This window comes from Dictyobacter formicarum, assembly GCF_016587435.1.
In genome coordinates this window covers 36485-55220 of the sequence record NZ_BNJJ01000016.1, presented here as the reverse complement: position 1 = coordinate 55220, position 18736 = coordinate 36485, and the positions used below count along the sequence as shown (strand labels likewise).

Here is an 18736-nt window from a genome sequence, read left to right as displayed (position 1 = left end):
GGTGCTTGTTGCTTTCTGTGCGGCGTCGCGGCGCCCGGCCATGTCACCAGGCCGGTTAGTAATAAACAATCTGTACATGGCATTGGCTAGATAGTGTTGCTCCAGGTGGAACGCTTGATCGTGACTGACTGACAAGAGCACAGACTATGCCAATTGTACACGGGAACAGAAACATATAACAAGTTGCGCTAATCTATCATGAGCGCCGAAAAAATACCCGCCCTTCACACAAACCGGCCAGAGCACCAATCAGGGAAAAAAAGGCAATATTGCGGCTCATACTTTCGCTCCAGGCAAATATACCGCTGGTCAATAAAATATAGCTCAAGATCGCCAGCACCGATCCGATAAAAGGGCGTGTAAACCAGGTGATGACAATAAAAGTAGGTGGGCGATCTATCTGCAGGCGGCCCAGGGTCACAATACAACTGATGCAGCCTCCCAGAAGTCCATACATTATCACCAACCAGGGCACACCCAGAGGCTCAAAGTTATGGTTAAATATTCCATTGGCCAGGCCCAATCCCTGAATAATTGCTACCATCAACACGATCAGCAACAGAGAAACCAGGTAGAGAGCAAATGTAATTAACCAGCGCTGGGTCTGCAACGCAGACTGCGACATAAATGAGCGTGGAATAAGATTTGCCGAGGGTAAAAGAGGCTCTTTAAAAACGGGCAGGGGCTCGGTATTATGCTCATCCGTGGACATTGTCTCCCTGCCCGGCACAGGTAACACATCTGTTGGTATGTGTGTGGAACGTACTTCCGAAACATGCGAGGAATGCAGGCCAGCCACCTGAGACGAATGGGATAAATACTGACCGAGGGCGCTATTGTGCAGGGTACTTTCTTCAGAAGCACTGTTAATGGCGCTGACGCGTCGCGAGCGCTGACCGACAAAGTGTTCGCCCTCTGGATTCAAACGCGGCCCTAATAATTTCTCAACATAACTCTCGGGAAATTTATGCTTGCGCGCGATCACTGCCAGGCGCTGCATAAAAGCCTGATCGCCATCTCCCTGCTCAGCCAGCGAAAAGTGCAATTGCTGATATGCCACATCAGTCGCGACGTAGGTAATACTGGTTATCTCACGTTCCCGGTAGGTCTCATATACCACAACCTGGACTCCCTTAAAAAATTTTTGTGGCGTTATCGCGGCATGAATAGTATCAAGCAAAGATGGATCATTCCCATTCGGCTCAGACACACGCCGTGGGATGCGATACAACACGCCCCACACCTCTGCGTCGGGTTCCAAACTGGGACTGATCGCCACGATTGTGGGTCCAGTGCTACCATGAATACGTTGGGCGCCAACCACTAATGCATAGCCCTTGAGAACCGCTGGACCATACAATAAAGCCAGGCCATCCAGGCGCTCAGGGCTATTTAAAATCGCGGAATCCATTTCCAGGCCATATTCAAATAACCAGATAAATTCCTGCTCTTCTTCGACGGGCCTGGATTGGCCGGTAGAGGCAGGAGCCAGGGCTTTCTCTGTATCGCGCTCGCTAATCTCTTCAGGTAGCGGCGGGGCCGACGGCGCTTTAGCAGGAAAAGGAGGCACAGGTACGGCCTCGGATCGAATTCCAGTTGGATATTGGCCCCCCGATGATATCATCATCTCATAAGAAAGCGGGCGCGGAGTATTGCCACGCACAATTGGCACACCGGGCACAACCTCTGCACCGGATTGCTCACATTGCTCAACAGTTGTCGACTGCGTTTCCTCTTGCTGCTCCTGCGCCTCGTTGTTTTTTTTATGCTGCTCATGCTCCATCTTGATTGCAAACTCCTTCCATTCACATGCCCACCAGTTCAATCAAAATTACAGCTTCTATCATGCTAAGATACTCATAATGCCCGTCTCCACCAAATCAATAGGACTAATGGGGCAAAGAAAAAACGGGATGACAAAAATGATCAGGAGCCAGCAATACCTGCATTGTCAGGATCAGATGGGTCAAACCATCGGCAGGCGTTCGATGGGGAGGTCTTGCTCCTCTGAATGCGTCCTACGAGCCATCAAGCGTCTCATAGCAACGCCAATACGACGCACCCCTTCGGTGATATGTTTTTCTTCCGGAGAGGCAAAGCTCAAACGTATATAGTGGTGCCCGCCACCATCGACGTGAAATAATTCGCCACTGACAAACGCAACCCGCTCATGGGCCGCTTCACGCAACAAATGACGTGCTCGCATATCCTGGGGCAGGCGATACCAGAGATGCATACCACCGGCTGGTGGATAGACGCGCCCGCCTGCCGGCCAATAGGTTTCGATAGCGTCTAGCATCAAAGTCAGTTTGCGCTGATAACACTGACGTGCCCGCTGCAGATGCTCATCTAGCAGATCGCGGCGAATCAATTCCGCAATAATCCACTGCCCGATGGCATTAGTGTTCAGATCAAAGGTTTGCTTATATAAGCCCATACGCTCAATCACAGGCTCGGGAGCAGCCAGCCAGGCTACGCGCAAGCCGGGAGCCAGCATCTTCGAATAGGTACTTAAATATAATACATTGCCATAGTTATCCAGAGCTTTAAGTGGTTGGGGAGACTCCTCGCCAAAGTAGATCTCACCATAGGCATCATCTTCAACTATAGGAACCTGATAGCGCTTCGCCAATTGCAGTAAGCGGCGGCGACGCTCAATGGACATCAACACACCAGTAGGATTTTGGAAGGTCGGCAGGGTATAGATGAAACGAGGCTGACGGCGGGCCAGGATCGCTTCCAGCAAGTCCACACGCATCCCCTCACTATCGGTGGGAATACCAATAATGCGCGCACCTAGCGCCCGAAACATCTGTATCGCACCCAGATAGGTTGGCACCTCTACCACCACCTCGTCACCAGGTGAAAGCAAGAAACGCCCTAACAATCCCAGACCCTGTGTAGAACCAGAAAGGATCAAAATATTTTGCACATCCACGCGCACGCCACGCTTACGCATGCGGGCAGCGATATTACGCCGCAGGCTCAATAAACCATCAACCGGACAGTAACCCAGCGCACTCAGTCGCGCTTCGTCCAGGCTATCAGCAATAATCGACTGAATCAACTCGGCCGGCAACATATCCACAGGAGGGGTCCCCTGAGCCAGCGAGATAATTTCTTCTCGCTCCTTAAGCGAGGTCAGCTCGCTCACCACACGCGCATCGGGCCCGATTAATGCACTCTCATTTGCCGCCAGGCCCAGCAACCAGGAAGGCGTCGTCTGATCAAAGTAGTCTTCCTCGGGCCGGAAAGAACTGCGCTTCACTAACGTCCCTCGTCCCACATGCCCTTCAATCAAGCCCTCAGAAGACAAATCGTTATAAGCATTCATCACCGTCGTGCGGTTCACCCCCAGTTCCTGTGCCAGCGCACGTTCAGGAGGAAGACGCGTGCCCTCGGGCAGTTCGCCAGAAAGGATCGCCTCGCGCAATCCCTGACTGATCTGGCGGTATAGTGGAGTGCCATTTGACCGCTCAAGACGAATAAACGAACGAATGGATGCCATAAACAATGGTAATGGCTGATGGCTTGCATGATCTTGTCCCATATTTCCCCCCCCAATTGGCTGTTGATACTCACAGTGTAACCAATCCAATCGACAATTCACAAGAGCCAATTGAGAGCAACATCCATCCAGCCAATTGTCAGGGCAAGGGAACAGTCAGAAGCGGCGGAATTGAAAATAACGATGCGATCCAGTCGGGAGTATCCAGGGGGCTGGAGATTATGCTACACTAAATCGCATCGTCTAACCTACAAAAAGACGAACGATAACCAGGATCAGTTAAATTTTTCTCTTTATCATTTTCTGAGAGCAAAGTAATTTGTATATGGAAACAGTTGAACAACGTATTCAGCAGGTGTGTGCAGATCGTGAGCATGGCTCTCGCTGGCTGGTCAAAGAAGCGATTACGATTCTCCGCGATATTGCTCAGGATGAGCAGCGTCCTGCATCCGAGCGCTTACGTGTATTAGCCATCAGTGCCAGGCAATTGGTCCAGGCAAGACCAGCGATGGGAGCCCTCTCCAGCGCGGTCGGCCGCGTCATCCAGGTACACGAAGAAGGATTAGAAGCCATGGCCGCGGCGGCCCAACAGCTACTAAACGACTATGAGACAGCAACCAAGCGCATGGCCGAACATAGCCGCCCATACTTAAAGGGACACCTGATGACCTGCAGTATCTCAGGAACTGTTCTGGAGGTCTTAGTGGCACTGCATGAACAGATCGAACACGTGACGGTGCTCGAAGGCCGTCCTCGTTACGAAGGTCGTGCTATGGCTCAAGCCTTACATGAAAAAGGGATTGCCGTCACCATCATTACCGATGCCCAGGCGGATATTTTCTTACCGCAATGCCAGGGAGTGGTGGTGGGAGCCGATAGTATCCTGGTCAACGGCGATATCCTGAATAAAGCTGGTACCGCCTTGCTGGCCTGGGCCGCTCGTGGACATGGCATCCCTTTTTATGTTCTAAGTGAGACACTCAAGATCTCACCTAAACGCTGGTACGAACATGATCCAGCGCGCATAAACAGCAATATGGCACTATTAGAGGAGAAAGAGCCCGAGGAAGTCTTTGCCGCTGCTCCAGTTGGTATCGAGGTGCGCAACTTCTATTTCGACCATACGCTCTATCGACTACTGACACACATCATTACCGAGAATGGTCTGCTGGAGCGGAGGGGTATCCGAGAGATTGCAGTCACCACCAGAGCCAACGAACGCCTGCTGGCAAAGTGGCATCCATAGAGACAACCTTGCCTTGTTCGAGTTTTTTCAGTTACAATACTTCAACAAGTGATGCATTCTCAGCAAAACTGTGCCAGCTAACCGTACATAGCAGGTACAGGGAAAGGTCTAACCATGTACTTGAGGAAAGAAGAAGGGGATTGGGAGGTAACAGCGAATGGCTTATATGTGGCAACGCGAGGCTATCTTATCCGTCGAGGCTTTTGTTGCTCCAACCGCTGCCGAAATTGTCCTTACATCAACTGGCATAACAATCCCCACTGGCAGCCTCTCCCCGCTGAATGCATCAAGCGCACACGGGTCTCACCTAAATCGATACATGGCGCCCAGGCTTTACTGGCCTACCACGAGCAAGCACTCCACCAGGATAATTCACCAGAAGAGATCGCCAGACATCAAGAAATGATTGCCCACTATAGCTTACTGCTAGCACGATGGGGGCATAAAAAATGAGAGAGGGCCAACAAATGGTTGGTCCTCTCTCATAGTTTTAACCAGGTAGATACAGGTTATGGGTGCCAGACAAAAGAGACACCAGGACCTGGTCGATAGTTATTCCAGGAAAAGACTCCCCAGCCGACAACGTTCCAGTTAGTGGTAGCCACCGAGCCATCGGAGTTTATTTTCTCAACCACAGCTACGTGTCCAGCCCAGCCAGCATATTGAGCGCCTGGCTGCAGCACGATAATTGAGGGCACATGGGGTTGAGAAGAAACATTCCAGCCATAGGCACTGGCATTCGCCGCCCAGGCCGAGGCATTGCCGCTCCAGGGAACCGCGTAGCCGGTCAAATGATGGTACTCATAGTCAGCCCAATAGGTACATTGCCCGGGAGTAAACGGATTGTTGAAGCTACTATCAGCAATGGTACCGGTACTAGAAGAAATACCGCCGGTCGTACCGGTAGAAGTTGTTTGTGAGCCATCAGGCAAGGTAAAATTATTCTGTACGCCAGCAAAAGAGTATTTACCGCCGGCACCATTATATTCAAAGCCATCCTGCGTTACTGCGGTGGCCGTGGCCGCCTGGGCCGCAATCAGTGCCGTGTTATTCTGCTGGGACATAACTGTGCTAGAGCCTGGATGAAATATTGTTCCCCAACTATTCGCCAAACCAGAACTCATCGGTAACACAGCTGCCAGAGCGCCAATTGTAACCGCCAGCAGGGCGATCGTAGCTCCAATATTAATGACAGCCTTTCTCCCTTTGGGAGGTAGCAATGTGCCGGAACTTATTTTGCCAGTACCAGGAATGAAGATTGGTCCGCGTTGAGGGGAAGTAAGTTCCTTTTTCGCACTGGAAACTGCGACTGGCTTCGCTTCTCCCGCCTGCCTCTCCTTCACCGCCGTTGGCATCTGCTCAACTGGGGCCTGGGATGTGGCAACACCGCCCTTAGGCTGGGCAGGAGCGTCAAAATCCAGTTGTTCTACGTCGGACGACGTAGCAGTGTGTTCATTCGAAAACATGTATACTTCCTTCACTTGGATAAAAACATCTTTTAAGAGCCGCAATCAATTGCGTTTCTCTAGACTTCCATCTCCAATTTATCTAATTACACCTATCTGAGTCAATTTATTGATACGTATTAGGACTATGTACCCATCTAGTTTTTACTTTTTTCTCAAAAATCGCTGCATAAAAAGTAAAGTGGAGATAGAGTATTTCTATCTCCACTCATTTAAAATTGCCGATTAACCTGGGAACCAGATGAAAGTCACACCAGAGCCAGGATAGAAGGTCACGTAGGTGGTAACACCCCAGCTGCCATTCCAGTTCCAGTTGCTGGTTGAGACGCCATTATAGGGATTAGTGACACCCGTCTCAACGACCGCGACGTGACCGTAAGATCCCGCGCCCTGCGTGTAAGGGGCCAGCACGATGATCGATGGTCCATTTGGATTGGGAACTGAAGATGTTTTCCAACCATAAGCCGGGGCTTGGTAGGCCCATTGATAGGCGTTACCCAGCCAGGGCACCCAGTGACCAGTTAATTGATGATAACGCATATTGGCCCAATACGTGCATTGACCGTAGAAGAAACGGTTCAAACTCCCCTGATCTTGAGCAGGGATATTGGTGGTGGGAGCTGATTGCACACCAGCATAAACCTGGTTACCAGCATCGTAACCATCCTGAGTTACTGCGGTGGCTGTGGCCGCCTGAGCGGCAATCAGAGCGGTATCATTGGTATGAGAAGTCTTTGTATCGGTGCCAGGGTTAAATATCTTTGTCAGGGCACTGCTGGCCTGACCATTGCCGGTGGGAAGAACGGCGGCAAACGCTCCAATTACAACAAAAATCAAGGCAACCGCTACACCAATATGCACCATAGTTCGCTTTCCCTGTGGAGGAGCCGGAGCGCGCAACGTGCCCGAGCTTTTCTTGCCGGTGGAGGGAATAAACACTGGTCCACGCAAAGCATCGGTTGTTTTATGCGCTATACCAGGGACTGCGTCGGTATCGAGAGGCATGGGAACAAGAGGAGACTGTGCATCACCCGGAACAGGCATTGGAGTATTTGAGTCAGGAAGACTCTCCTGTTCCATCAACATGCTCGGAGCGCCTCCCCCTCTGGATGCCGGAGGAGTAACGCCATTGTGTTGCTCAGTATCGGCATTACGGGAACGATCACGAAATAACATACGCATTACCTTCAGTCTTATAAGGGTGCATCAAAAGATGACGCTCCAAATAGATTTTTTCAAATACTCAACCTGACTTTACCTAAATGGCAGTGCTTCAGTCAATTAATCAGACTTTTTGTAGGACCATATAACTATCATGCATTTGGATATAAATATTTTTAATATGGCACAATGCTTCTCTTGCCGAGTATCAAGAGAAGCGTTTACATAGAGATGAACATTATTTTTAGTCCCTTTGGGGCTTTTTAACACGCCACAAAACCACCCTTTGAGCGTGTTTGAAATGCATGCACATCATGCCTTCAAGCTGAGGCAAGGAGATGATATCCCCGACATCCTCGTCAGCACCTATGACGGTACGCGCTTACGGCGCTCAAAAAAGTTTATGCAGTGGTGCGAGCCGTGCGCTGGGCGCACGGCTCGCACCACTGCATAAAAAAATAATGAGGGGCGTCAGCGTCCCCTGGATAGCCGTATTTTCTCTGCACAAGTTTAAAATATATCTAAATCGTATACAGCATTTCTTGGGTGATTAATTGGGGTACCAGATGAAACTGATGCCGCGACCGGGATAGAAGGTGCGCAAGGAGAAGGTGGCCCAGTCCCCATTCCAGTTCCAGTTGCTGGTCAAGACACTGCCATCCGCATTGACACTTTCCACTACCGCCACATGTCCATAAGAACCAGCTCCCTGAGCATATGGGCTAAAAACCATGATCGACTTACCCTGTGGATTAGGAGTATCAGAGATTGTCCAGCCATAAGCAGGGGCCTGATAAGCCCATTGATAAGCATTGCCCAGCCAGGGTATCCAGTGGCCGGTAATCTGGTGATAGCGCATGTTGGCCCAATACGTACATTGGCCGTAAAAAAACTGGCTCAACCTGCCATAATCAGCAACAGGAAGATGAATATTGGCAGGAGCCGCTTTAACGCCTGCATAGATATGTCCACCTCCCGGATCATAGCCGTCTACAGTTACCGCGGTCGCTGTAGCAGCCTGGGCCGTTATCAGGACCGTATCATTTTTGCGTACAGAGGCAATGTGGAAAGTAAAGGAAAAATTACTATTCGCGTGGTCATTACTATTATCTACTGGCATCAAAGCCATAGTTGCTCCCAGCGCTAAAAATAACAATAAAAAACTGAGAGCACTATGTACAACCAGTCTCCTCCCTCGTAATGGAGTCTGTCCAGATGGAGCTTTTTTGAGGCCCCTGGCTGGAATAACCAGGGCAGGAGAAGCGCTCACTTGAGGCTTGACAGAAGCTAGCGCAATCTTTTCGGTTTTTTGCTCGACCAGAAACTGCTGTATAGAACTGGAAAGGCTCTCGGCAGGCGGTACGATAGGCGCGCTGGTGGCGAAAGGGAATGGCTGCCCTCCTGGAGCTACATGCTGAAAAGGCTCATTCGCCGGCACGGCATACTCACCCGGCTCTACGGGTGGAAAGAGAGGAGGTGTATGGACGGCATCATAAGATAAGAATTGCATATTCTCAGGAAATGGCAACTGCTCAATGGGAGCACTATGCGGAACAGCTTCATTTACCAATGGAGCTATACGACTACGCTGCCGATAGCTATTTCGACGCTTATGGTAACGCTCAGAAGACAACATACGTAATACCTTCATAATTCAGCTGAGCTGCACTACTACAATACGACCCAACCCCAGACGTACTCAACTTATAATCATAACTGTACCCATACAATGTCAAAAGACAAAATGCCTTCTCGTTCCATAGGAAAATACTCCTACATCAGTAATTACTAAAAGCAGATGTATAATTTTATATATCACAACATAGCTTTCCATTCTTTAGCATGATTTGTTCTATGATGATCATTCTATATTTCAAAATCAGGCATCTTTTACACTAAATACATATTATTCTCTTCTTCTACGATACCTGTTTGCTGTCAAAAAAACATCATTCATGATAGGATATAGTAAGAATCGTAACGGACCTAGCCATTCACACAACATAGTACAAGTAGGAGCTAAGATGAAACGCACCACCCTGCGTCTTTTGTTCTCTTTGTTCTCAATGATCCTGCTGCTGGCAGCCTGTAGTCCCCAATCAGTATTAGGGGACGGAGTACAATCTACTTCCACAGTAGCAACAAGCAATGCTTCGGATGACGCCTGTCCGGCCAGCATCAAACAATTACCGACCTGCCTGACACCCAATGCGATGCGCAAGGCCTATGGTATCCAATCGTTATATGAGAAGGGCTATACTGGCAAGGGGCAAACGGTAATTGATATCGTCTCCTTTGGCAGCCCCACCATTCAACAAGATATGAAAGTATTTGATCAAACCTTTAACCTGCCCCCCGTCAATCTACAGGTTATCGCCCCGCTCCATGTTCCAGAATATGATCCCCACCATGACAAATCTGGTTGGGCTAGCGAAACCACTCTGGATGTACAAATTATCCATGCTCTGGCTCCTGACGCCCACATAGTGCTCCTGGTCAGCCCCGTAGCTGAAATTGAGGGTACCATTGGACTCCCAGAATTTCGCCAGCTGGAACAGTACGCCATCGATCACAAGCTAGGCAACATTGTCTCGCATAGCTGGGGTGCCTCAGAACTAACCTTTCAGGATGCGAAAGGACAAGCCGAGCTCAAAGCCTGGGATCAGCTACTGGAGAAAGGAACAACGCAGCAGGGTATGACCTATTTCTCTTCTTCTGGTGATAATGGAGCGACCGACTATGCAGATCTCCAGGCAACCAAGATCGCGAATGTACCTACGACCAGTTTTGCGGCCTCTTCTCCCTGGGTTACCAGCGTAGGAGGAACTAATTTAGTCAATGATCATGGTACATTCAAAGAGGTGGCCTGGACAGGCAGTGGCGGCGGCTTCAGCCGGTTCTTTAGCATGCCTGACTTCCAGAAACTGTTACCTCCGGCGACCCAGGAACAATTTAAAAATCGACGCGGCGTGCCCGACGTCTCAGCGGTAGCCGATCCTTTCACCGGTATGGCTGTTTATATCAACGGCAATTGGACGCAAGCTGGTGGCACCAGTGCCAGTTCGCCAGTATGGAGCGCGGTTATGGCCCTGGCCAATCAGATGGCTGGCCGGCCGCTTGGCTTTATTAATCCGGCCCTCTATAAGATCGCGACCTCAGGCAACTATCAGCAGGCCTTTCGCGATATCACCCAGGGCAATAACGATAACCTGTCCGCTAAAGTCAAAGGCTATCCGGCCGTAACGGGTTGGGATGCTGTTACTGGCCTGGGCACGCCCAACGCAGAATACCTGGTACCAGCCCTGATCAAAGAGATCCCATAAACCCAGGTCGCATTTGCGCCAGAGAAAAGCCAGCCCGGTATCATTGATGCCGGGCTGGCTTTTCTCTGGCGCCTCTTTATATTTGAATCACGACCATTTATAGCGTCGTACTATACGGCACTATTTTTAATGCGGCACTATTTTTACGCAAAAACATATCGCTGTTGAACTTTTATGATTGAACTTTTATGTATATATGCACTATCAGATAAGGAGTTGTCACATGATCCGCAGGCTCTGTGTAGTAATTCCATTAGTCTTGCTATTCCTCGCTACACTGGCGCCGCCAGCACTGGCGGCAGGAGACAAAACATACTCCGCAGATAACTTTAATGTCACGATTAATATACAAAATAATGGCGATCTTTTTATCACTGAAGCCGTAACCTTCCGCTTTGTAGGAGGCCCCTTCAGCTTTGTCTATCGCGAAATTCCAACCGATAGGACAGACAACATCTCAGTAGTTGGTGCCAGCATTGATGGCAAGGCTATGGACCAAGGCACAACGGCAGGCAGCTATGAAATAGGAACGGGCAATCCTCTCAAAGTGACCTGGCATTTTCAACCACAAAGTGATGCGACCCATACCTTCCTGCTGACATATCACGTCCGGGGAGCTATTCAACAAACCCCAAAGGCCAATTTGCTCGATTGGAATGCGCTGCCAACCGATTACAGCTACACTATCCAAAAAGCTACAGTGATGGTCAATTATCCCACTTATGCGCACCTGATCGGCTCACCAGCCGTCGTTCAGGGGCCTGCAACCATTACCATTCCATTTGCGCCTGGCGGCGTCATCTACCATGCTAACAATTTGACCGCCAGTACTCCGATAGAGGTGGGGATGCAGTTCCAGCCTGGCAGCTTGATTAAAACTGCGCCACAATGGCAAATCAACCAACAGGAGATCCAGACATTTTTAGCACCTGGCCTGCTTGGTGCGCTTGGCATCACAATCCTGAGTGTACTAGGCATGCTATTCTATAAACGCAAGAGTCAACCAAAAGTAGTTACACCAGCAGTTCGAGCAGGTAGCGTCAATGCTCCACCCGCTGATCTATCACCGGCTGTGGCGGGGGCGCTGGTAAACTCGCCTGATCGTGGCAAGGTGAGTTTTAATCAGGCATTGGGATCCCTGTTTGATTTGGCCAATCGTGGTGCTGTCACTATCCTAGAAAATGAGCAGGCAACAGGCCACGCAACCAGGACGCCAGCCGATTTCAGTGTGCAGCTACAATCACTTCCCGATCAGCTCTCGGCTTATGAAAGCGTTTTGATTAGCTGCCTGTTTGGAGAGCAGCCCAATGGTGTAGAGCCCATACCTTTTTCAAAGGTGTATAGCCGCTACCAGGCACAGGCAGGCAAATTTGATGCGCCGATACGGGAAGAGTACCAGCAGCGAGGCTTTGTAGAGCCCACCTATAGCCCCGCGCACAAAGGACTGGGCCGGCTCAGCCTGGTTTTCTTCGCCATTGGCCTGTTCGGTACCATCGCCGGCTTAATTGTAGCGGCCAATCTGTATATGTGGCCCTGGGTCTGATTCCATTGGGATTTATCCTGGCGGCCATCATCTGCCTGGGGATACGCAGATCGCTACGCTACTTCTCACCCCAAGGTCTACAAGCCGTAGCACAGTGCCGTTCATTCAACTCTTACCTGCACAGCCTGCAGCGGAACAATAGCATAAAAAACAGCGCGATGCAGCAGAAGCAAGACATCTTTACGCGCTATCTGCCCTACGCCACCAGTTTCGGCTGGGGAAATAGCTGGATACGGAAATTTCAGCAACTAGGGATTACTTCCCTCCCCCATGGTTCCTGGGCTTCAATCAACCTGCAACCAATAATATAGATAGCGATAGCTATGACAACGATAGCTATAATCATCACATGGCAGGCATAATGGTGATTACAAATACACATTCGTACCAGCCCGCTAATTATGGAGGGGGCAGCTCTGGCAATTTTGGCGGCGGCAGCTTTGGCGGCGGCGCCGGAGCGGCCGGTGGCGGCTCCAGCGGTGCTGGCTAAATCAATATGGTTGTTGTTTTGCAAGCCATGCGCTATACGCATGGCTTGCAAAACAACATAAATTAGAGCAAACCTTTGCTCACACACCATTCAGCATTTAGCACAGAGCCACCGGCCGCGCCACGGATGGTGTTGTGACCGAGCATCACGAACTTATAGCTAAAAAGCGGACAGGGGCGCAGACGGCCCAGGGTAACGGTCATGCCATTGCCAGCGTCACGATCGCGCAGGGTCTGCGGGCGATCGATTTCACGGCGATAGACCAGTGCCCGTTCGGGCGCACTGGGTAAGCGGGCAGCTTGCGACTCCGGTACATAATTCTCCCAGGCCGCGATAATCTCCTCAGGACTGGCCGGACGCTCCAGTTGGATGCTGGCGCACTCTAGATGTCCCTCACGCGTAGCTACACGGTTGCAGTGGGCGCTCACGACCAGCGGCGCATCTACGAAGCCACGCCCCTCCTGCCATTCGCCCAGCATCTTCAGCGTCTCGCTTTCCACCTTCTCTTCTTCGCCTCCAATATATGGAATAGCGTTATCCAGGATGTCATAAGAAGGTAAGCCAGGATAACCGGCGCCAGAGATCGCCTGCATGGTAGTAACCAGCACCTTACTAACACCAAAGGCCTGCTGTAGTGGTTTGAGCGCCATCACCAGCGGCGTTGAAGAGCAGTTGGCATTCGTTACAATAAACCCTGACCAGCCACGCTGCTTCTGCTGATGAGGAATAGCAGCGATATGTCCCGCATTGACCTCGGGTATCAATAAGGGCACATCAGCCCCCATACGATGATTCTTGGCGTTGCTGAAGACGGCCACACCGGCCCGGGCAAAATCAATTTCAATCTCGCCCGCGATCTCTCCAGGCAAAGCCGAAAATACCACTTTGACGCCGGGCATAGCATCAGGGCGGCAAGACACCACTGGTAGGTTCGCCGCCGCAGCAGGCATATCGCTACCAGACAAACGCCAGCCAGTCACCTCAGCATAAGGGAGCCCATTGTGCTTATCCGAAGCCGCCAGAGCCACCAATTCAAACCAGGGATGCTCCTGCAATAATTCGATAAAGCGCTGGCCAACCATACCGGTCGCCCCCAGCACGCCCACTGGAATCTTCTTGTGCGATGTTTCCATATATTCGTTCTTCCACTGACTCTTATGAAAACGGACGGGCTGCATACATGCGAAAGCCCGTCCCTCAGTTCCTAACATTCTGCCTGAAATAAGTATATCAGGCCTGGCGGCGCGCCTCCTTGGCGGTTGCTGGATGGCGCACCAGCGGGATCACCGGCGCAATCAAATCCCGATGCAGACAGCGCAGCGCCCGCTCACTCGAACGGTTCTCTACAATTAATGTAATACCCTGCTCGGAAGCCCCCTGCGAAATAACCGGGATGCGCTCACTGGCCAGGGCAGTAATGGCGCGGGCCGAGCTCATCGGATCATTTGTAAAACCTGAACCAATACAGGCGCAGGCCGCCAGGCCACGGCGCAGTGAGACACGCCAGAGCGAGTTATCCATATTATGATGCAATAATGCCACAACCGAGTCAGCCGCCTTCTCATCTACTACAAAGGATAAATGATGGCCAGAAGAAGAACAAATGGCTGCCGGGGCCGCGCCTGCTTTAGCAGCCAGGTCAAAGACCTGTCCAGCATTCTCAGGAGCGCCAAAGAGGTCCGTGCTCTCCACCGTAATCAAGGCCAGGTTGCGCCGGATGGTGATCGCACCTGCGCCACTCGGTGTATGCCCGGTGGGACCAATGATCGTGCCACGGATATGTGGGCGAAACGAGTTGCGCACCCGAACTGGTATGTTACGATGAGCAATGGGAATCAGGGTACGCGGGTGCAGCACTTTGGCACCAAACCAGGAGAGGCGAGCCGCCTCCGCATATGATAATTGTGGCAACAATCTGGTGTTGGCAACCAGGCGAGGATCGGCCGTCAACACGCCATCAACGTCTGTGTAAATCGAAATATCCACGCAATCGAGGGCCGCGCCAATCACCGACGCTGAATAATCTGATCCATTGCGTCCGAGGGTCGTGACAAAGCCTGTGATCGTTCGCCCCATAAAACCAGCGGCAATCGGCACCACGCCGTTCTGCACCAACGGATGAATCAGTGCCTGGGCATTGACCCGCGTCTCCTCAGCCAGTGGATCGGCACCTTCTACCACCCCGAAAGGCTGCGCCGGATCATGTGGAGGATGGCTGGTAATAATGACCTCTTTCCGCACTGGTTCCGCAAGCACTCCGCGCGTACGTGTAGCAGCCGCAACCAGTAAAATAGAAAGCCGCTCACCCCAGGAGGCCACCGTTGCCGTGCGCAGATGAACCATATCATTATTAGCCGCGGCGTTACGCAAGATCTGCACATCCTCGGCCAGTTGCTCAAGCGCACTCTCCAGTTCACCAAGCAAACGCGTGTGTTCCTCACCCACATGGGTAACATGGCTGGCAGCATCCAGATGCTTCTGGCGTAGCGCACTCAGTTCCTGGTCACAGGACTCGCTCTCGCCAGAGCAAGCGAAACGCGCAATACGCAATAGCTGGTCGGTGACACCAGACATAGCCGAGACCACGACAACGGGAAACGGGGTTGTAGGATCATTCAGAGTATCAGCAATAATGGACGCGACGCGACGAATACGCTCTCCGCTACCGACCGATGTACCACCAAATTTTAAGACACAGACAGATTGTTCCATAACAAACCACCATTCACAACACGACTTCAGGACAGACCACATCACCTCGCATACCGAAATCAGCAGCCAGCCCTGAAGCGAGATTTACTTACGCATTCGTAGCGACACTGACATCGGCCAACGCAGCATTCAGAGCTTGATCCAGATCCTCGATCAGATCATCAACCGTCTCCAGGCCAATTGAGAGGCGGATAAAATCAGGTGTGACACCTGTCTCAATCTGCTCTTCAGGCGTCAACTGGGCATGAGTGGTGCTGGCAGGATGGATAATCAACGACTTCGCATCACCCACATTAGCCAGGTGCGAGAACAACTCAATATGGCGAATCAACTGCTTACCGGCCTCCAGGCCGCCCTTGATGCCAAAGCCCAGGATAGCGCCGAAACCACTATGCGTGAAGTATTTCAGTGCCAGCTCATGCTGGGGATGACTCTTCAGACCAGGATAGGAGACCCAGCTCACGGCAGGATGCTGCTCCAGGAATTCCGCCACGCGCAGGGCGTTCTGGCTATGGCGCTCCATACGCAATGGCAAGGTCTCCAGACCCTGCAGGAAGAGCCAGGAATTGAAAGGCGTGGTGGCCGGACCCAGATCACGCAGCAACTGGACACGCGCCTTGATGATATAGGCCAGTGGGCCAACGGCCTCTACATAGCGCACACCATGATAAGAAGGATCGGGCTCGGTCAGACTGGCAAAGCGACCGCTGGCCGCCCAGTCAAACTTGCCACCATCCACAATCACACCACCAATGGATGTGCCGTGTCCACCAATAAACTTGGTCGCTGAATGAATAACAATATCAGCGCCATGCTTTAAAGGCTGTACCAGATAAGGGGTAGGAAAAGTATTATCAATAATCAGAGGCAGGCCATGCTCATGGGCAATATCAGCTACCGCGCTAATATCCAGGGTATCCAGGCGTGGATTACCCAGCGTCTCCGCATAAATCGCTTTGGTGCGCTCATTGATCAGACCCCGGAAATTCTCAGGATCGCGGCTATCCACAAAATGGACCTTAATGCCGAGCTTAGCAAAAGTATAGTGGAACAGATTGTAGGTACCACCATATAAGCTGGCAGACGAAATAATCTCATCACCCGCGCCAGCGATATTGAGCAGCGCCAACGACTCGGCCGCCTGTCCAGACGAAACCGCCAGTGCACCAACGCCACCTTCCAGAGCAGCGATACGGCGCTCAAAGGCGTCCTGGGTAGGATTCATAATACGAGTATAAATATTACCAAATTGCTTTAAAGCAAATAGATTCGCCGCATGTTCAGGGCTATCAAAGACATAAGAAGAGGTCTGATAAATAGGCACAGCGCGCGCTCCGGTCGCACTATCAGCGGTTTCCTGTCCAGCATGCAAAGACAACGTTTCAAAACCATAGCTTCGATTACTATTTAACGCCATGAGATTTCTTTCTCCTTTTTTTATAGTGAGAATTGACGGAGGGCGGCGGTTAATTTGTCCCATTCCTTCAGGAACGCATCATGGCCATGGGGAGAATTTACCTCCACATAGCGTGCATCGCCTCCAACTGCTTGTACTTTATCTGCTAGCCAGCGCACATGTGTCGCCGGGAAGAGAAAATCTGAACTAATACCAACAAATAACATCTGACTCTGAATGCGCTCAAGAGCATCTTCGAGAGAAGGATAGCCTTCGCTTACATCATAAAGATCCATCGCTCGACTGATATAGAGATAACTATTGGCATCAAAACGACGGGCGAGCTGATCGCCCTGATAATAGAGATAATTTTCAACATCAAAGCGGCCACCCAGATCAGGCGAAAAGGTGGGAGTCGTCACGGGCTCGCGTTGCGCCTGCTTGCGTGCGAAACGCTGCTCCATCGACTCCTCACTCTGATACGTAATCATCGCCAGCATACGCGCAATCGACAGACCCGTCGCGGGTCCCTGGTTGGGCAGATAATCCCCACACTGCCAGGCAGCATCCGCCATAATCGACTGGCGCGCCACCTCATTAAAAGCGATGGCCTGGGCCGTTACAGCCGCCGAGGCCGCAATCACGGCCACTTTTTCCACCAGATCGGGATATGCGACCGCCCACTCCAGGGCCTGTTGTCCCCCGATTGAGCCGCCAGCCACCATCGCCAACCGCCGCACGCCCAGATGCTTAATCAGCATATACTGGGCCCGCACCATATCGCGAATCGTAATCACGGGGAAGCGCATACCATAGGGGCGGTCCGTCAAAGGATTTTTTGAAGAGGGCCCCGTACTCCCATAACAACCGCCAATAATATTGGCGCAAATCACAAAGTAGCGCGCAGTATCAAAGTATTTTCCAGGGCCGATCAGAGGATTCCACCAACCAGCTTTGGGATTTTCTGGATCTTCAACATCATGAGCATGTGAACTACCGGTCAGCGCATGCGCAACCAAAATCGCATTATCGCCTGTGGCATTGAGCTCACCCCAGGTCTCATACGCCAGCGTCACAGGAGCCAGACGCCCGCCGCGCTGCAGCAAAAGTTGATCAAAGGTGAATGTCAACACTTCATTCTCTGTCTGCGTCTTTACTCTATTCACATATTCTAATTGCGCTACCATGCAATACTCCCTTCCTGGAAAAAGGAACAAAAAAACCCTCACCCTGCAGGGGCGAGGGGTAAACGTCTTCGCGGTACCACCCTGATCTATTGACACCTCACGGCGCCAACCTTTACGAGTGTTATCCTGCCTGCTAGCTACCCTGACTACCAACCTCCCACATACCAACAGCCAATGGCACATATAACACTACAGCTATAACGTAGCTCACGGCACAATCTACTACCTCGCAAAAGGGTTCAACCTGCAACTCAGAGGCCATATTCAATGCCGGTACGGCGCTGACATCTCATCTCCGTCAACTCTCTGTAGCCGCCCATTCACATTTACTCTTCCTCTTCAACGCAATTCTACTTTTCAATTGTAAGGTACACCAGATTCCAGGAAACAGGTAACAAAAAAGCCCCTCACTCGGGGGGGGCCGCTACATTGCTGTTCCCCTCATCTTGCGAAACATGCGATGCACGTTCCACCGGAATTGGCACCCTGCTTGCTGCATTGCAAACGGGTTGCCGGGCTTCACAGGGCCGTATCCCTCCACCTCTCTTGATGAGAGCAGTTATCACTGCATTATTCAGTTATAGTATGTTCTTTTGTTATTGCTTCGGTTTGAGATTTGTATCTTAACGTTATTGAGTAGTATACCCAAGCCAGACAAACGCTGTCAAGGGCACAAACATTACAATCGTGTGTGCAAAGTACAC

Annotated in this window: 15 protein-coding genes and 1 riboswitch; of the genes, 6 read left to right on the top strand and 9 right to left on the bottom strand. The window is 51.2% G+C overall.

The window, feature by feature from the left end; genetic code table 11:
- Positions 1-196: 196 nt before the first annotated feature.
- Entirely contained in the window at positions 197-1783 is a 1587-nt protein-coding gene (locus JMI88_RS25615; RefSeq protein WP_201364805.1) for a gamma-glutamylcyclotransferase family protein, read from the bottom strand.
- A 183-nt stretch (positions 1784-1966) separates the two neighbouring features.
- On the bottom strand, positions 1967-3550 hold the full coding sequence (gene pdxR / locus JMI88_RS25610; protein WP_201364804.1) for a MocR-like pyridoxine biosynthesis transcription factor PdxR: 1584 nt from the start codon (positions 3548-3550) through the stop codon (positions 1967-1969).
- 283 nt (positions 3551-3833) lie between these two features.
- On the opposite strand from pdxR, the gene JMI88_RS25605 reads away from it, so the two are divergent.
- Positions 3834-4754, top strand: a complete 921-nt coding sequence (locus JMI88_RS25605; RefSeq protein WP_201364803.1) for an eIF2B alpha/beta/delta subunit family protein — start codon at positions 3834-3836, stop codon at positions 4752-4754.
- 114 nt (positions 4755-4868) lie between these two features.
- A complete protein-coding gene (locus JMI88_RS25600; RefSeq protein WP_201364802.1) occupies positions 4869-5207 on the top strand; it encodes a DUF5522 domain-containing protein in 339 nt (112 codons plus the stop codon).
- 56 nt (positions 5208-5263) lie between these two features.
- On the opposite strand, the gene JMI88_RS25595 is transcribed toward JMI88_RS25600, so the two are convergent.
- The 3 genes from JMI88_RS25595 to JMI88_RS25585 all read right to left on the bottom strand — a co-directional run bounded on the left by JMI88_RS25595 (position 5264) and on the right by JMI88_RS25585 (position 9017).
- Positions 5264-6220 carry a CHAP domain-containing protein gene (locus JMI88_RS25595; protein ID WP_201364801.1) on the bottom strand — a complete coding sequence of 319 codons (957 nt, stop codon included), beginning with the start codon at positions 6218-6220 and terminating at the stop codon, positions 5264-5266.
- Positions 6221-6445: 225 nt separating this feature from the next.
- Positions 6446-7396, bottom strand: coding sequence for a CHAP domain-containing protein (locus tag JMI88_RS25590; RefSeq protein ID WP_201364800.1), 951 nt, complete (start codon positions 7394-7396; stop codon positions 6446-6448).
- Between the two features lie 535 nt (positions 7397-7931).
- Positions 7932-9017, bottom strand: coding sequence for a CHAP domain-containing protein (locus JMI88_RS25585; RefSeq protein WP_201364799.1), 1086 nt, complete (start codon positions 9015-9017; stop codon positions 7932-7934).
- 388 nt (positions 9018-9405) lie between these two features.
- Between JMI88_RS25585 and JMI88_RS25580 the strand changes: the two genes are divergently transcribed.
- From JMI88_RS25580 to JMI88_RS40225, 4 genes are all read left to right on the top strand, one after another.
- Positions 9406-10704: a S53 family peptidase gene (locus JMI88_RS25580; protein ID WP_201364798.1), complete on the top strand. Its 1299-nt coding sequence runs from the start codon at positions 9406-9408 to the stop codon at positions 10702-10704.
- Between the two features lie 223 nt (positions 10705-10927).
- Complete coding sequence (locus JMI88_RS25575) at positions 10928-12247, top strand: DUF2207 domain-containing protein (protein ID WP_201364797.1); 1320 nt, start codon at positions 10928-10930, stop codon at positions 12245-12247.
- Positions 12232-12558, top strand: coding sequence for a DUF2207 family protein (locus JMI88_RS40230; protein WP_201364796.1), 327 nt, complete (start codon positions 12232-12234; stop codon positions 12556-12558). Before JMI88_RS25575 ends, JMI88_RS40230 begins: the two co-directional genes overlap by 16 nt.
- Before the next feature lie 50 nt (positions 12559-12608).
- Positions 12609-12737 carry a hypothetical protein gene (locus JMI88_RS40225; RefSeq protein ID WP_268906023.1) on the top strand — a complete coding sequence of 43 codons (129 nt, stop codon included), beginning with the start codon at positions 12609-12611 and terminating at the stop codon, positions 12735-12737.
- 62 nt (positions 12738-12799) lie between these two features.
- Here the strand turns inward: JMI88_RS40225 and asd are convergent, their stop codons facing one another.
- The 4 genes from asd to metX form a co-directional block, all read right to left on the bottom strand.
- A complete protein-coding gene (gene asd / locus JMI88_RS25565; RefSeq protein ID WP_201364795.1) occupies positions 12800-13870 on the bottom strand; it encodes an aspartate-semialdehyde dehydrogenase in 1071 nt (356 codons plus the stop codon).
- A gap of 97 nt (positions 13871-13967) precedes the next feature.
- On the bottom strand, positions 13968-15449 hold the full coding sequence (locus tag JMI88_RS25560) for an aspartate kinase (RefSeq protein ID WP_201364794.1): 1482 nt from the start codon (positions 15447-15449) through the stop codon (positions 13968-13970).
- Between the two features lie 88 nt (positions 15450-15537).
- Positions 15538-16866 (bottom strand): homocysteine synthase, encoded by a 1329-nt coding sequence (locus JMI88_RS25555; protein WP_201364793.1) that lies wholly within the window; start codon positions 16864-16866, stop codon positions 15538-15540.
- Between the two features lie 20 nt (positions 16867-16886).
- Positions 16887-18032: a homoserine O-acetyltransferase MetX gene (gene metX / locus JMI88_RS25550; RefSeq protein ID WP_201364792.1), complete on the bottom strand. Its 1146-nt coding sequence runs from the start codon at positions 18030-18032 to the stop codon at positions 16887-16889.
- 438 nt (positions 18033-18470) lie between these two features.
- Positions 18471-18588, bottom strand: a riboswitch (SAM riboswitch).
- Positions 18589-18736: the final 148 nt, after the last annotated feature.

Coding starts and splice junctions, on each gene's coding strand:
- JMI88_RS25585 (WP_201364799.1), bottom strand. CDS start 9,017: ATGTTGTCTTCTGAGCGTTACCATAAGCGTCGAAATAGCTATCGGCAG.
- JMI88_RS25560 (WP_201364794.1), bottom strand. CDS start 15,449: ATGGAACAATCTGTCTGTGTCTTAAAATTTGGTGGTACATCGGTCGGT.
- asd (WP_201364795.1), bottom strand. CDS start 13,870: ATGGAAACATCGCACAAGAAGATTCCAGTGGGCGTGCTGGGGGCGACC.
- JMI88_RS25600 (WP_201364802.1), top strand. CDS start 4,869: ATGTACTTGAGGAAAGAAGAAGGGGATTGGGAGGTAACAGCGAATGGC.
- JMI88_RS25595 (WP_201364801.1), bottom strand. CDS start 6,220: ATGTTTTCGAATGAACACACTGCTACGTCGTCCGACGTAGAACAACTG.
- metX (WP_201364792.1), bottom strand. CDS start 18,032: ATGGTAGCGCAATTAGAATATGTGAATAGAGTAAAGACGCAGACAGAG.
- JMI88_RS25590 (WP_201364800.1), bottom strand. CDS start 7,396: ATGTTATTTCGTGATCGTTCCCGTAATGCCGATACTGAGCAACACAAT.
- pdxR (WP_201364804.1), bottom strand. CDS start 3,550: ATGGGACAAGATCATGCAAGCCATCAGCCATTACCATTGTTTATGGCA.
- JMI88_RS25605 (WP_201364803.1), top strand. CDS start 3,834: ATGGAAACAGTTGAACAACGTATTCAGCAGGTGTGTGCAGATCGTGAG.
- JMI88_RS40225 (WP_268906023.1), top strand. CDS start 12,609: ATGGTGATTACAAATACACATTCGTACCAGCCCGCTAATTATGGAGGG.
- JMI88_RS25615 (WP_201364805.1), bottom strand. CDS start 1,783: ATGGAGCATGAGCAGCATAAAAAAAACAACGAGGCGCAGGAGCAGCAA.
- JMI88_RS25555 (WP_201364793.1), bottom strand. CDS start 16,866: ATGGCGTTAAATAGTAATCGAAGCTATGGTTTTGAAACGTTGTCTTTG.
- JMI88_RS25575 (WP_201364797.1), top strand. CDS start 10,928: ATGATCCGCAGGCTCTGTGTAGTAATTCCATTAGTCTTGCTATTCCTC.
- JMI88_RS25580 (WP_201364798.1), top strand. CDS start 9,406: ATGAAACGCACCACCCTGCGTCTTTTGTTCTCTTTGTTCTCAATGATC.